The organism is Streptomyces mesophilus, from assembly GCF_040300965.1.
In the GTDB taxonomy this organism is placed as follows: domain Bacteria; phylum Actinomycetota; class Actinomycetes; order Streptomycetales; family Streptomycetaceae; genus Streptomyces; species Streptomyces mesophilus_A.
This window is the reverse complement of sequence record NZ_JBEPEW010000049.1, coordinates 14,462-27,932: the sequence shown is the minus strand read 5'-3', so window position 1 is coordinate 27,932 and position 13,471 is coordinate 14,462. Positions and strand designations below refer to the sequence as shown.

Sequence of the window (13,471 nt, the reverse complement as noted above, 5' to 3'; positions counted from 1 at the left end):
CTGACGGTTGTCCGACCCGGCCGGTTTTACGGTGAGTCATCCTGGCCAGACGCGGAACGGAACGTTCGGCGCATGTGCTGCGCTGGTCGGGTGACCACGGCATGGAGGCGGCCAGGTCTGCGGACTCGGCGCGGATAGCCTCGGCTCATGCACAGCGCCCCCTCCCGTTTCACTGTCCTGCTCAAGCCGCAGCTGACGGACGCCGACTCCCATGTCGACCACGGCGGGGTGCTCCGCTCCGCCACGGTCGAGGCCACGGGGATGACCGGTGCGAGTGGCTTCCCCCGCTACGCGGGCGAGGGGATCGAGGCGGACATCGATCCGCAGACCCGCACCGTGGAAGCGATCACGGTCGACGGCGACGAGTTGCCGTACGGCTGGGTCGCCGAGGTCGGTTGAACCTGACCGACCCGACCCGACCGGCCTGTGCCGGGCGCCGATGCCCAACGTCCTGCATGCCGTACGCGTGGAGGGCTGTTGTTGCGGTGGATCCTGGGGCCCTCGCACGAGCAGTGCGTGTGCCGGCTGATGTTGGCGGGGTTCTGGCGCTTCCAGGGATCGTTCCGGTGTAGCTGTTTGTGCGTGGTGGTTGGCGCCTGTGTCCGGGTCCTTCGGCGTGGTTCTCCCGGGGCCGCCCGATGAAGGGCGGCCCCGGGTGTTCGCCCTGGACCGGCGCCGGGGCCCGGTCGTGCGGCGAGGGTTGGTCAGTTGTAGTCGTAGATGACGCAGTCGTTGAACATGCTGTTCTTCTCGAACCGTGCGGCTTGGATCGCGATGCCGGTCACTCGGCCGTTATAGGCGACTGTGTCGTAGGCGTCTTGCCAGTCGCCTTTGCCCCCGGTGGCTTTGACCCAGTCACCGTAGTAGTGACCGGCAGTGGTGGCGACAACGAACCGGGCCCGGGCGTGATGGCCGTCGCCGAGCGTGTCCTTGGCGTTGGTATGGCCGGTGACGTAGCCGGAGTAGATCTCGGCGACCATCCACCCCTGGGCGCCCGTGGTCGAGCAACGCGCATCGCGTACCGCCACTGCCGCGTGCGCCGGACCTGTGTGCAGCAGCACCGCCACGATGCCCGTCGCGGCAGCCACCACGGTGGCCTGCTTGCCTCGCATCCCCATGCGATCTCCCCCTGAAAGTCAGTCCGTCAAGAGCAGGAACCGCGGGCAGCCTAGGGAACCGAGGTCGGGCAGGGAGCACTTTGCATCTGGATGCAAACCGTGCCTCTCATGTCCCGGCCCGCGCACCCGCGGCCCTTTTGAGGAGGGCCCTTTCGGTAGACCTGGCGAGGCTTCGAAGCACGGCAACGCACTACGAGGCTTTGTCCGTTCATCCTGACCGCCACGCTTTCCCGCCTGCCCCTCGACGCCCTGCGCGCCGCGCAGCAGCGACACGACGCCATGGCGATCCAGCGCATCGTGCGCACCGCGCCGTTCGACGGGTGACGTGGCGGCTCCGTCCAGGCAGCGTGACGCGGGGCCCACCCGGGAGCCTGGGTGTCCTGACCTCGACCGGCGCGCGCCGGTCGAGCGGCTCTTCGTTCACGACCTCCATTCTGCGTTGCGCACGCCATGCCGATGGCCCGGCGGAGGCCACCCGCATGGATGATCCGAGTCGCCCGCCACGCATGGGCGCGTTTTGATCGCCGGGTACGTTTCCGCACCCGCGAAGGGAACATTGATGCGTAGAGCCCTTGTCACTGTGAGCCTGGTTGCGTTGAGCATCGCAGCTGTACCCGCAACCGCAGCCGCGGCTGCGCCTGATGATGTGCCGGGCGTGTGGACCTGCGCGGACGTCAAGGAGAGTGACGTGATCAAGGGCGCGGTCACCGGCACCGGCTGCAAAGGCCCCGAAGGTCACTACGCACCTGGCTCGATCTTCACCGGAGTCGGCGCCTGGCACTGTCTCAGCGCGTTCGGAACGGATGCCAAGGACAGCTTCGCCGTCGGCGGTCTCGGCTGCACAAAGGACTGACCCTGTTCGTCGGCCTGTCTACCGGTGCAGCGGTAGACAGGCCGTAGTCGTCCCGCGGCGGCCGCCAGCCGTCGCCACCGCGAGTGCTTCGGCCGGTGCATGAGCGCAAGACGCTGAGGGCCTGGGGGGAGTTGGACGATGGAGACTTCAGGCTTCGTGCGATGCTGACCGATGGCCGGTGCACTCCAGCGGCACGGTGACGAGTTCCATCAAGTGCCTGGTGGGGACACGCGGGCGCGGGAACAGGCGAGGGCCTTCGGGCTTGGCGAATATCCTGTGGCAGTCGATACAGGATCGATCCGGAAGCGGGGCGTGAGGTAGGTGCCGGAGAGGACCGGGGAGTTCGGGAAGTTCGGTGCCCGTGGAGCCAAGGGTAGTGAGCTGGTGGCCCGCAAGCTGGACGACCTCGCCGGCTATATCGCCACCCCGGTCACCGCGCGACGCGGGCTGATGGCGCGCCTGCACTATCTGACGCGAACCGACCACGCCCGCAGCGCTGCCCGGGCCGCGGGCTTGACCGTCACGGACCGCACGCTGAAGGCATGGCTGGACGGGAAGCGCCGGCCGACCGCCCGCAACCTGGACAAGATCGATGCCGCCTACCGCACGGTGCGCCGTCACAACGTCGCCCAGCATCTCCTCAAGCGCCTCAACCGCGCCGGCCGCGGCACCCGGGTGGAGATCCACCCGCTCAACCAGTCCGGCGTGAACCGCCCCCAGCAGCGCGTCGTTCCCTTCCGGGACATGAACGTGCGGCGCTGGGACGCGATCGTCGCGGCCTGGGCGGCCGGCGACGCACAGAGCCTCGATACGGCATGGACCGACCACGTCCTGCCCGATCTCGGCAGTCAGTGGGGCGCTTACGAGTACTGCACCGCGATCGGCTTCGCTGCGTAATCGGCTCCGGCTGCGGTTTCCATCCCCCCAAAGGTCACCAAACGACTCGATGACGGGCTCGGCCTCGTACAGTGATGGCTTCTGCGCCCCCAGGACGTCACGATCCCCGTGCCCACCGACCAGGTTGCGGAGGTCATGGTCAGCAGCGCAAGCTCCCTGAGCTTCGCCCCAAGGAGGCCGCCAACAAGGCACGGGTGGCGCTCGAGACGAACCTGCTGTTCGACGAGTCCGATGCGGCGATCTGCACGCCGTTGCTGGAACGCCGGTACATGGCCCACCTGCTGCCCGTCGTGTTGCGGGAACTGGACGACCACAAACTCGCGCTTCTGGAGGTGAAGCGGGGCGAGGTGCCGCGGCCCGAGGTAGAGCACCGTATGGACATACTCGCGGACGAGGCTTTCACCGCAGCGCTTACGTCCCCGCTACCCGCCGAGCCATCCACGATGGCGGTCGAGATCCTCCCGTTCCGCGTACGCCGGCGGTCGGCCAGCCCCTGATCAGCGCGCCTGGAAGTCGACGTCCTTGGTGCCGACGGCTCCGGCCGTCCGCCCTGGCGCCTTCTGGTTGGTCCAGTAGAGGTTCGTGTGCGCGATGACCTGCTCCGGGGGCGGCGCGTCCCATGCGCTCGTGTCGCCCGTGGTGTGGGCATCGCTCACCAGCGTCGCGTCGTATCCCCGGGTGAAGGCACCGTGCAGCGTCGAGCGGATGCATTCGTCGGTCTCCGCGCCGACCACGACGAGCCGCCCTGCACCGAGCCGTGCGAGCACGTTCTCCAGGACCGTGTCCTCGAAGGCGTCGCCGTAGCTCTTGTCGACGAGCGGCTCAGCGCCCTGGGGAGCAAGCTCGGGAACGATCTGCCAGCCATCGCTCCCCTTCGTGAGCCCATCGTCGCTGTGCTGCACCCATACGACGGGGACCTCTTCCTCCCGCGCCCGCGCCACAAGCCCCGCGATGTTCGCGACCACCTCGTCGCGCCGGTAGGCCCCGCCGACGACACCGTTCTGCACGTCGACGACGAGCAGAACGGTGTTCGGTCGGTTCTCCAGTGTGGTCATGCCGCTCTCCCCTCGTGCCGGATGGCTCAGCCCCGCACGGTACTTGACCGCTATGGCCGCCGTGCGGTGTTCCTCATCCATGACTCACGCCCCGGCGACACCACCGGTCGTACACCCCGGCTTCCTCGCCGCCGGCGGGCGCTTTGGCGCCGCTGGCGCGCGACGCCCCCGACCGTCGCTTTTGAGGCGGCAGTCGCGCAGTATCTTCCAACCTTTCATCCGCGCGAAGCTGTGCTCGACGCGGGCCCGGACCTGCTTGTGGGACCGGTGTGTTCCTCGTTCCAGCGGGAGTTCTTCGGGCGCTCGGCCATGTCCAACTGGGTGAACACCACTGCCGGCAGCCGCATCTCCAGCTTCGCCGGTAAGTTCCGTGTGCTCGACAAGGGCAAGTACGTGGGTGAAGGTCACCGGGTTCGAGAAGTGCGACGCGACCCGGGCCACCATCGAGTGCGACATCCACTCATACGGCAAAGGCAAAATCGGGCTGCGGCCGCAGCGAGGGACCACCTCCTGCGGTCGCGGTCCGAGTCCAAAGACGGGGGAGGCCCTGTGGACTCCGACGGGATCACGTGGCTGGCCGAGAGGTCGCCGACTTGGTACGGATACTGCATCCACTTGGCGCGCGGCATACCGGCTGCGGAGCTGGTGCGCCGCACCGCGCGAGGCTCCGATCCGGTGCCGCTGGGGGAGCGCACGGCTGCGGACGTCGAGGCTTATCTCAGCGCACAGAGCCGGGAGATGGCTGCGGTGCGCTAGGGCACACACGACGATCTGGCGTTCACTGTCGCCTACGGATACTGGCCGGGAGAGCTCGGCCCCGGATACAGCAACCAGCTCTCCCGCAACAGCGGCGAGGAGGTGTACGGGCTGTACTACGAGACCCAGAACCCCAAGGTGCCGCCGCCACAGTTCACCTATGGCTCTGTTCACGAGAACGGGTTCTGGCTCAGGTTCTGTGGTCCGTGACTGTGGGTCACCGATTAGATCTCGAACAGGGCTTCCTCTTGTGGCGGGATCGGAGGGTCAAGGACGTCGCGGAGGCGGGCGATGTCCTGGCGCCACTTCGACCAGTTCGCGGCTTCGGCCCACAGCTCGGCGAGTTCAGACTGGTTGGAGACCACTTGATCCAGGGCGTCGACGGCGAGCATTCGAAGGTCTGCGGGCAACTCCGGAATCGGTTCTGAAGGGCCATAGTTCGAGCACGGCCGATCGCAGTCAGAATGCTGGGCAACGACCAGAGCCGCCGCGCCCACGGCTCGCTCGCCGTCGTAGATACCCAGGAAGTCCGCGGGCCCGGCGGCACGCTTGAGCACGCCCCGGATCATGGCTTCGCGCTCTTCTAGTGCTGCCTCGTCCAGTTCATCGGCGAAGTCGGCGGCGGTGTCGTTGTCGAAGGGGCCGATGTCCCAGGTGCCCATGTCTCTCCTCGCGCGGTCGTCTGGGGATCGTCGCACTGGCCACTGACAGTGCGCTCAGGAGGCAAGCAGCACCCGCTTGCGCAGGAGGTTGAAGCCAGCGCGCCCATACATCTGCCGTTTGATCATTTTGATGCGGTTGACATGGCCTTCGACTGCGCCCGAGCTCCAGGGCAGGGTGAGACCGGCGATGACGGCATCGCGGTCGCGGTCGATGCCGGCGGCAAGGGTATGGAGACTGGGCAGATCGTCCTGCCGGACGGCGACGAGCCAGTCCGGAAGACGCTCGCCCTGGCGCTCTGTCAGCATGACGGCGAAGGCGCGGACGTGTCGGGTGAGCGCGTCGATCTCAGGGCAGTGGGTGCGCACGGTTTTGAGTAGCAGTTGTTCGGGCTCGGGAAGGGTTTCCGGTCGCCGGAGAATCCATCCGGCGACCGTTCGGGGTGAGGGCGGCCGGGCGACTACCGGTCGTGGGGAAGTGCGTTTCTTGTGCAGGTAGGCGCGGACGCGCTGGTAGCTGCCCTTGTAGCCGAGCGGCACGATTTCTTCCCACACCTTCCAGGCGTTGGTGCAGCCCTCGTTCCACCGGTCGTCCAGGTAGGGCTTGTAGTCATCGAGGACCGAGGGCCGGTTCTGCCACTGGCCGGTGAACAGCTCCTCCGGAGCCTTGGCCTCGGCGAGCTGCTTGACGGTCCGCCAGGTCATGCCGAGCTGCCGCTGGACCGAGCGACGACTGTGCCCGGCTTCCAGCAGTGCGTGGACGTCGGCGTGCCGAGCCCTGGTGCGGTCGGCGAAACGATGACCGGTCGGCCATGGCGAGCCAGAGGAATCTTTCTCCGGCGCAGGCTCCGGATCGGGATCGGGATCGGGATCGGGGGCGGCCGTAACAAGGGCGCGGAGGCAGCGGCGGTGCTGAGCGACGGCCCGTTCGGCAGCCTCGCTCACGTTGTGCCAGAGGTGCCAGCGGTCCGCGACCTGGACCGCCTGTGGAGCGCCGACGGTGGCACCTTCGGCGAAGAACGGCGCCCGGTCACGGCAGATCACCTCAACGCCCGGCCGCGCGGCGAGCCAGGCCGCCAGGCTGGACGCCTCCCGGTCGGGCAGCAGGTCGATGGGGCGGCGGGTCTCGATGTCGAGGAGGACGGTGCCGTAGTGGCGGCCCTTCCGGGTCGCGTACTCGTCAACACCGACAACCCGTGGTGCGGCCACCTCGGGCTCGGGAAGCGCGTCCACCAGACGAAGCACCGTACTGCGGCTGACGGAAACGCCGAGAACGCCGGCGATGCGGGCCCCTGCCCGGCCCGCGAGCGCCAAGCCGACCGACGCCAGGGTCGAGCGCAACCGTTCGGTCCGCTGACTGTGCCGGCGCGTCAGGCCCGGTATCTGCTCGACGAAGGTACGGCGTGCGCAGTCCGAGTTTCCACAGGTGAACCGTCGGACCTTCAATTGAAGGACAACCCGTCGGCCTCCGCTGGGAACATCAGCAGGAAACCGCCGGTAGGAACCGTGAACCCGGTTCGACCAGGTGCCACAGACCGGGCACGCGGCGCCGTCGGCGGTGCATTGTGCGTCAACGCGCACTATCGCGATGTTCACGTCTACCGACAGCACCGCGACGGCTGCGATCGACGGGAACAGCAACTCCTTGAGCCGGAGCAGGACCTCTTCCACGGCCCTGAACATTCAGCCCAACTGTGTTGCCCAGGGATCATTTTCAGGCGACTTCACCCACAGCTCGAAGAGGCCCAGCAGTCACGGAGAGTGGCCGTGTCACAGAAGTTGAGCCAGAGCCCGAGATCCGACAGCAGATGTTCACCAGTTTCGACAGCGCCCGCCTGGCGCACTGTTCGATCGAGTGATGGGGAGTCCTGGCCACAGCCTCGGCCGCTGCGCACGGCAGCGACCGAGGTCTGGATTCTGCGGTTCTCGGGTCAGGGCAGGGTTTTGATCCAGTCGGTGATGACGTCGGTGTACTGCTGTGCCATCGGCTCGTGCATGGTGTGTGGCGCGTCGAGCGGGGTGAAGGTGACCGGCCGGCCGGTGGATTCGAGCAGGCGACGGGCCTGGGCGGCCTGGATGTCGGTCATGGCGCCCATCAGCTGCCCGGTCTCGGGGTCGGTCATGTGGAAGTGGTGGGTGAGCAGGACCGGGGTTTTCACCTGGGCGAGCAGCGTGGCGTGGTCGACTCCAGCGTTGGCGGTGTCGGTGGCCCACGCCTGGGCCCACTCCGGGTCGTACTCCTTGAGGTGCTGCACCGGAGTGGGGGACGCGCCGGCCTCGGGGTCGCCGTCGCCCATCATGAAACCGATGCCCGGGTGCAGGAAGGCGGGCAGTTCCTCGGGGGCGGCCTTGACCATGCCGGCCCAGTCCCCGACGGACCACTGCGGGCCCAGCCACTTCGCCCACAACTGGAAGATCGGGCCGAAGGTCTGCATCATGCCGGGGCCGTAGGGCGGGGCGGCCTGGGACGAGAACAGCGGCGGGTCCTCCAGGATCGCGCCGCGCACCAGGCCGGGCTTGCTGTAGGCGGCCACGTACGCGGTGATGAGGCCGCCGGAGGAGTTCCCGGCCACGATCGTGGGGCGCTGGATGACCAAGTCGATGAACCGCTCGACGTCGGCGCCCCAGGTGTTCAGGTTGTAGCGGCCCGGGGTCCACGTGGAGCGGCCCTGGCCGCGCAGGTCGATCGCGAACACCTGGAACTCGGAGCTGAGCAGCCCGATCGCATCCTCGTAGCCCCACCACGACTCACCCTGCGCGGGGATCAGCAGCAGCGCGGGGGCGCTCGGGTCGCCCTCGACGACGTAGTTCATGCGGATCTCGCCCAGATCCACCAGCTGCTCGGTGAACCGGTGACCGACGAAGGTGTCAGCGCGGTCCGCGGCCTCGGACATGCCCATGGTCGTACTCCTCGCTCATCCGGCAGGCAGCCAGACTCATGAGTGGCCACCAGCTGTGATTCTTGCTGCGGGCCACCCGATCAGCGACCCAGACCGACCGTAGGGCAGATTGAGGACAGCTACCGTCCTCAATCCCAGCCAGACCCGTCACTGGCGCTGCACGAACAAGCACCTCGCTGTTCGAATCTGCAAGTCCGACGCGCGCTGTCGAAATTGGGGTTCTGGCTCGCTTTCCGTGAAGCGGTCACACACTGTTCAGTGACATCGACCGCTGAGATGATCACTCCTCACCCATAGCTGAGGAGGATCCGGTGCGAGGTTCCGGGCCGGCGTCAGCGTTCAAGTAAGCGGCAGGCAGCCGTATTCCGAACGTTCCTGTCTGCGTGTAGCGGCTTGAGAGGGCCTGGTGAGCCGGTGAAGGATTCCGCCGGTGGATGTGGTCTTGGGACGAGACAGCGGGACCGGTTCTACGCCAACGGCAAGTCCTGACTCCACCCGGAACGTTGTCGGCGGGTACTTGCCTGAGTCCGTCGTGCGTTGGCAGCGCGAAAACACATGCCTCGCTCGACCGCGAGCTCGGCGATGGCCGTCAGTTCGTCGCGGGTGAGCACCATGCCTGTCGGGTTGTGCGGGGAGTTGAGCAGCAGCAGGCGGGTGCGGTCGGTCACCGCGTCCCGAAGCGCGTCGACGTCCGGGCGGGAGTCGGGAGCGCGGAGCGTGAGGGGCACGCGCTTCCGGCCGGCCATGGCGATGGTGGCTGCGTAGGAGTCGTAGTTCGACTCGAAGGCAATGACCTCGTCGCCGGGTTCGAGCGGCGGTGACCAGGACCTCGGTGTCGGGGTCGAAGGTCAGGTCGTAGAAGCGCTGCTGGTGTTCGGCGATGGCCGTGCGCAGTTCGGGGATGCCGGAGCCGGGTGGGTACTGGTTGCCGCGTCCGTCGCGCAGCGCGCGGACTGCCGGCTCGGGTACGACGTCGGGGCCGTCGGTGTCGGGGAAGCCCTGGCCCAGGTTGATCGCCCCGGTCTTCACTGCCAGCGCCGACATCTCCGCGAAGATCGTCGTACCGAAGCCGTCCAGCCTGCGGTTCAGCAGTGGCCTGTCGCCCACATCCCCACCATCTCCTCGTGCGTGACGCGGATCGCCCCGGGACCATCCTGGCGGACGCGCGAAGGCCGATCTGGCGCAGGTCCCAGAAGCAGCATCAATCCGGTGGCCTCCGGCATCCGATGAGCGCGGCGGTCGGTCACTGTGTGTGGGCGATGATGGCGTCCGCCAGCAGCTTGTGAACCTCGGGCGGGAACGTGTGCCCCATGCCCTCGATGGTCAGGATCGAGGCCCCGGGGATCGCGTCGGCGATGAGCGCGGAGTGACCGGGCTTGTACGGCTCGTACGTGCTCTCCACGGCCAGGGTCGGAGCGGTGATCTTCCCCAGGACCCCCACCGGCTCGGCCCCGGGATCTGCGGCGTGGGCGCGCTGGTGACCGGCCTGCGAACCGGGCTGCCGGGCCCGGTCGTACAGCCGCTCCTCCAGCCGGCGCTGTTCGTCCTCGTCAAACGGCAGGCCCGTCCCGTGCGCGACCCGGCCGAGCCCGATCGCGAAATCGATCTGCGACCGCCGGTCCGGACCGGGCGGGTCGGCCGCCGCATCGGTGAAGAACTCAATGGCCTCGGCAGTCGGGTAGGGCAGGTCGTGCTCGTCCGGTTCCTGCCCCGTCAGGGCCCGTACGAGGGTCCGCCCCTCGCCCGCGCCCAGCGGGGAGGACCCGATCACCGTCAGGGTCAGCAGCCGCTCCGGGTGCTCGGCCGCCACCCACTGTGCGAGCAGCCCGCCGGCCGAGTGCCCCACGATGTGGGCGCGGACGATCCCGTAACCGTCCAGGACGGCGAGCAGGTCGTCCTTGAGGTCGGCCCAGGTGTACGGGCCGCTCTCGAAGTCGACCACGCTCGACCTGCCGGTGTCCCGGTGGTCGTACCGGATCACCCGGCGTCCCGCCGCGGCCAGCCGCCCGACGAGCTCGTCCGGCCAGAGCACGCCCTGCGACATCGACCCCATCACCAGCAGCACCGGCGGGTGGGCGGTGTCGCCGAACTCCTCGCTCCACAGCCCGACGTTCCCATGGGCGATCATGCGTTGGGCAGTCATGTGCGGCTCCAGTTCAGAATGTTCCGTACGGGTGACGAGGAGTCTGGCCCGTTCTGCCTCCGATGCCATCCGTAGGACTACTGGGGTCCGATGGGCCGGTACGGGGGTTGCCTCACGGGGAGGTGTTGACCAGGCGGGACAGCTCGGTGCGGGAGCTGACGGAGAGCTTGGGATAGACCTTGTAGAGGTGGTATTCGACCGTGCGGGGGCTGAGGAAGAGCCGACCCGCGATCTCCTTGTTGGACATGCCCTCGGCGACCAGGCGGGCGATGCGCAGTTCCTGCGGGGTGAGGGTGCTCAGGGCGTCGGACTCGGGTCTGGTCACCGACTCCCCGGCGGCGCGCAGTTCGCCCAGCGCGCGCTGGGCCCATGGCCCGGCGCCGATCCGCTGGAACGTCTCCAGGGCGGAACGCAGCGGGAGCCGAGCGTCGCCACCGCGGTGGATCCGGCGCAGTCGCTCGCCGTAGAGGAGGGATGTGCGGGCCTCGTCGAAGGGTGAACCGCCGTCGTGCAGGCGTAGCGCCTTCTCGTAGAGCGCGACCGCCTCGGCGTCGTCTGCGCTCACGAGGGCGCGGGAGCGGGCGAGCAGCGCCTGTGACTGCGGGGCGCGGGCGTGAGCCGCCCAGCGCTCGTACGACTCCAGGGCGGACCGGGCGGTGTACAGCTCGCCGCACGCGACGGCGGCCTCGATCCGGTCGGGTGTGGAACGCCTGGCGGTGATCGGGTGACCGATGCCGGGTCCGGCGGTGGCGAGCGACTCGAAGCGGGCATGGGCGGCTGTGAAGCGGCCCAAGGTCAGGTCGAGGAGTGCCAGGGCATAGGAGGCGATGCTCGCCCGCAGCCCGAGCCGGTGCGGGATGGCGATGGCGAGGGCGTCCCGCGCGTACCGCTCGCAGTCGTCCTCGCGGCCCTGGACGGCCGTGATCGCCGCGAGGTTCGCCAGGTGCGCGGCCACGGAGTTGGTGTAGCCCGCCTCGCGTGCGAGGGCGAGCCCCTCCTCGGTGATGGCCGTGCTGAGGGCCAGCCGGCCCTTGATCCGTTCGGCCCGGGCCACGAACTCCAGGACACCCGGCAGCCGGCCGGTCATTCCGGAGCCGCGGGCGACGCGTCCGGCGCGGATGATGGCGTCGGTCGAGGTGTCCATCTCGCCCAGGAGGCCGGCCGCGGCGGAGGCCCACCACAGTTCGTTGGCCTGCTCGGAGCCGTCGGCTCGCGACAACACGCCCCGCAGGATGGGGGTGCCGCGCTCGACGTCGCCCGCGAGCATCGCGCCCATGCCGCTGAGGACGGCGCGCAGGAACGGATCGCCGCCGACGAGGGTTTCCGCCTGGCGGGCCATTGCCACGATGGCGGCATCGTCGCCGACGTTGCTCGCGGCCTCTACGGCGTCCCCCAGCATCTCCAGGGCCCGACCGGGTGCGGCGTCCATCGCTCGCGTGGCCCCTTCGAGGAACACCCGCTGCGCCTCGGCGGCGTCGCCCGAGTTCAGCTCGAAGCGGCCGTGCAGCTGGGCCAGTTCGGCAAGCAGCCGCGGGTCGTCGGTCAGCTCGCGTGCCGTGGCGAGGCAGGTCTTGGCCCGGCCGGGCAGCCCGCCGAGCCAGGCCGCCGTCGCCGCGTCGGTGAACCGCCGGGCCTGTAGGGACTTCTCGGGCGTGAGCTCCGCCGAACGCGCCAGCGCGGCGGCGGCGTCGGCGTATCCGCCCCGGGCCCGCGCCCGTTCGGCTGAGGCGGCGAGCTGGTCGGCGACATCGGCGTCCCGCCCGACCGACGCGGCCGCCAGGTGCCAGGCCCGCCGGTCGGGATCGCCGGCGGTGTCCTCCAGCGCTGCCGCGAGGGCGGTATGCGCGGCACGCCGCCGTGCCGATCCCGCCGCCGCGTACACCGCCGAACGGATCAGGGGGTGACGGAAGCGCAGGGAAGGACCATCGACGGCGATTAGCCCCGCAGCCTCGGCAGGCTCCAGCGCACCCGCGGCATCGGCCACCGCCGCCGCGCCGGGACGCTGCGCCGCGTCGAGCACAAGACCGAGCGCGCCGAGCCCTTCGGCGGCGGCGACGAGCAGCACCTGCCGCGTCGGATCGGGCAGTTCGGCCACCTGCCTGCCGAACAGGTCGCCGATCCGGGCACCGACCGGCAGCGGCTCGGGAAGCTGGGCCCGCCCGGCGAGCTGGTCGGCGGTGAGTATCTGGGCCACCTCGCTCAGAGCCAGCGGGTTGCCACCGGTCAGGGCGATCAGGCGTGCGCTCACCGAGGGTGCGGTCGCGGCGCGCTCGGCGAGCAGTTCCGACGCGCTCTGGTCGTCAAGTCCTGCGACGCGCATGTGCGGGAGGTCGCGTACGGCCGCACCTGCGCCGTCACGTACTGCGATGAGCGCGGCCACGCCTTCGTTGCGCAGCCGCCGGGCCGCGAAAAGGACCGCGTCCGCTGATGCCCGGTCGAACCACTGGAAGTCGTCGATGAGACACAGCAACCCGCCGTCCGCGGCCGCCTCGGCGAGCAGGGACAGGACACCGGCCGACACCAGGAACCGGCCGTCCTCGGTGGGCGGCGCCGCCAGGCCGAGCGCACCCCGCACGGCATCGCGCTGCGGTGCGGGCAACGCGTCAAGCAGATCCGTCACCGGGAGCAGGAGTTGATGCAGGGCCGCGAAGGCGAGATCGGCCTCCGGCTCCGCGCCGGTCGCCCGCAGCACCCGCATCGGGGCCGTCGCGGCCGCGTGGTCGAGCAGCGCGGACTTGCCCGCCCCGGGCTCGCCGCGCAGGACGAGCACCCGGCTCGTCCCCTTCCGGGCCGCGTCGACCACCTCGTCGATCGCCGACCGTTCGGCCCCGCGCCCGTACAGCATGCGCCGATTCTGCCGCAGGCCACGCGGGCGTCAAGGGTGATCTGTGTCGGCCACTGGGCTCGTGCAGGACCACTGGACCCAGTGAGGCCCAGTGGTCCTACGGATGGCAGCGGCGCCGCGCCCGGCCAAGCTCTCACTCGTCGGGGCACGGACCAACGTCAGGGCCAGTGAGGAGGAGCCCCGCATCCGAGTCACCTACCCGACGCTCACGCCGCGTTCGGTCCCGCGCCGCAGGCCGTTGTCCG

11 protein-coding genes and 2 pseudogenes are annotated in these 13,471 nt (G+C 69.4%); 4 read left to right on the top strand and 9 right to left on the bottom strand.

From position 1 onward, the window contains the following. Positions 1-147: 147 nt before the first annotated feature. Entirely contained in the window at positions 148-399 is a 252-nt protein-coding gene (locus ABT367_RS19045) for a hypothetical protein (protein ID WP_352254247.1), read from the top strand. A 305-nt stretch (positions 400-704) separates the two neighbouring features. Here the strand turns inward: ABT367_RS19045 and ABT367_RS19040 are convergent, their stop codons facing one another. Continuing rightward, entirely contained in the window at positions 705-1,112 is a 408-nt protein-coding gene (locus ABT367_RS19040) for a hypothetical protein (RefSeq protein WP_352254246.1), read from the bottom strand. A gap of 601 nt (positions 1,113-1,713) precedes the next feature. Here ABT367_RS19040 and ABT367_RS19035 point away from each other — a divergent pair. The 3 genes from ABT367_RS19035 (at position 1,714) to ABT367_RS19025 (ending at position 3,365) form a co-directional block, all read left to right on the top strand. Next, positions 1,714-1,971 (top strand): hypothetical protein, encoded by a 258-nt coding sequence (locus ABT367_RS19035; protein ID WP_352254245.1) that lies wholly within the window; start codon positions 1,714-1,716, stop codon positions 1,969-1,971. Positions 1,972-2,292: 321 nt separating this feature from the next. Continuing rightward, entirely contained in the window at positions 2,293-2,868 is a 576-nt protein-coding gene (locus ABT367_RS19030) for a transcriptional regulator (RefSeq protein ID WP_352254244.1), read from the top strand. A 194-nt stretch (positions 2,869-3,062) separates the two neighbouring features. Then, positions 3,063-3,365, top strand: a complete 303-nt coding sequence (locus ABT367_RS19025; protein WP_352254243.1) for a hypothetical protein — start codon at positions 3,063-3,065, stop codon at positions 3,363-3,365. Here ABT367_RS19025 and ABT367_RS19020 read toward each other — a convergent pair whose 3' ends face one another. The 8 genes and pseudogenes from ABT367_RS19020 to ABT367_RS18985 form a co-directional block, all read right to left on the bottom strand. After that, the gene (locus ABT367_RS19020; RefSeq protein ID WP_352254242.1) at positions 3,366-3,923 is read right to left on the bottom strand and encodes a cysteine hydrolase family protein; all 558 of its coding nucleotides are present in this window, start codon (positions 3,921-3,923) and stop codon (positions 3,366-3,368) included. It abuts the gene before it with no gap. A gap of 84 nt (positions 3,924-4,007) precedes the next feature. Then, a pseudogene (locus ABT367_RS19015) lies at positions 4,008-4,259 on the bottom strand (hypothetical protein); the annotation flags it as partial. Between the two features lie 644 nt (positions 4,260-4,903). Further along, positions 4,904-5,341: a DUF4259 domain-containing protein gene (locus tag ABT367_RS19010; RefSeq protein ID WP_352254241.1), complete on the bottom strand. Its 438-nt coding sequence runs from the start codon at positions 5,339-5,341 to the stop codon at positions 4,904-4,906. 54 nt (positions 5,342-5,395) lie between these two features. Continuing rightward, a complete protein-coding gene (locus tag ABT367_RS19005) occupies positions 5,396-7,009 on the bottom strand; it encodes an ISL3 family transposase (RefSeq protein ID WP_352254240.1) in 1,614 nt (537 codons plus the stop codon). A 260-nt stretch (positions 7,010-7,269) separates the two neighbouring features. Beyond that, on the bottom strand, positions 7,270-8,238 hold the full coding sequence (locus tag ABT367_RS19000; RefSeq protein WP_352254239.1) for an alpha/beta hydrolase: 969 nt from the start codon (positions 8,236-8,238) through the stop codon (positions 7,270-7,272). Positions 8,239-8,792: 554 nt separating this feature from the next. Next, positions 8,793-9,282, bottom strand: a pseudogene (locus ABT367_RS18995) (aminotransferase class I/II-fold pyridoxal phosphate-dependent enzyme); the annotation flags it as partial. Positions 9,283-9,481: 199 nt separating this feature from the next. Next, positions 9,482-10,381, bottom strand: coding sequence for an alpha/beta fold hydrolase (locus tag ABT367_RS18990; RefSeq protein ID WP_352254238.1), 900 nt, complete (start codon positions 10,379-10,381; stop codon positions 9,482-9,484). 112 nt (positions 10,382-10,493) lie between these two features. After that, positions 10,494-13,226: a helix-turn-helix transcriptional regulator gene (locus ABT367_RS18985; RefSeq protein ID WP_352254237.1), complete on the bottom strand. Its 2,733-nt coding sequence runs from the start codon at positions 13,224-13,226 to the stop codon at positions 10,494-10,496. Positions 13,227-13,471: the final 245 nt, after the last annotated feature.

Excerpts from the sequence above, each read along its gene's own strand:
- ABT367_RS19040 (WP_352254246.1), bottom strand. The coding sequence starts at position 1,112 with ATGCGAGGCAAGCAGGCCACCGTGGTGGCTGCCGCGACGGGCATCGTG.
- ABT367_RS19045 (WP_352254247.1), top strand. The coding sequence starts at position 148 with ATGCACAGCGCCCCCTCCCGTTTCACTGTCCTGCTCAAGCCGCAGCTG.
- ABT367_RS19020 (WP_352254242.1), bottom strand. The coding sequence starts at position 3,923 with ATGACCACACTGGAGAACCGACCGAACACCGTTCTGCTCGTCGTCGAC.
- ABT367_RS19000 (WP_352254239.1), bottom strand. The coding sequence starts at position 8,238 with ATGGGCATGTCCGAGGCCGCGGACCGCGCTGACACCTTCGTCGGTCAC.
- ABT367_RS18985 (WP_352254237.1), bottom strand. The coding sequence starts at position 13,226 with ATGCTGTACGGGCGCGGGGCCGAACGGTCGGCGATCGACGAGGTGGTC.
- ABT367_RS19010 (WP_352254241.1), bottom strand. The coding sequence starts at position 5,341 with ATGGGCACCTGGGACATCGGCCCCTTCGACAACGACACCGCCGCCGAC.
- ABT367_RS18990 (WP_352254238.1), bottom strand. The coding sequence starts at position 10,381 with ATGACTGCCCAACGCATGATCGCCCATGGGAACGTCGGGCTGTGGAGC.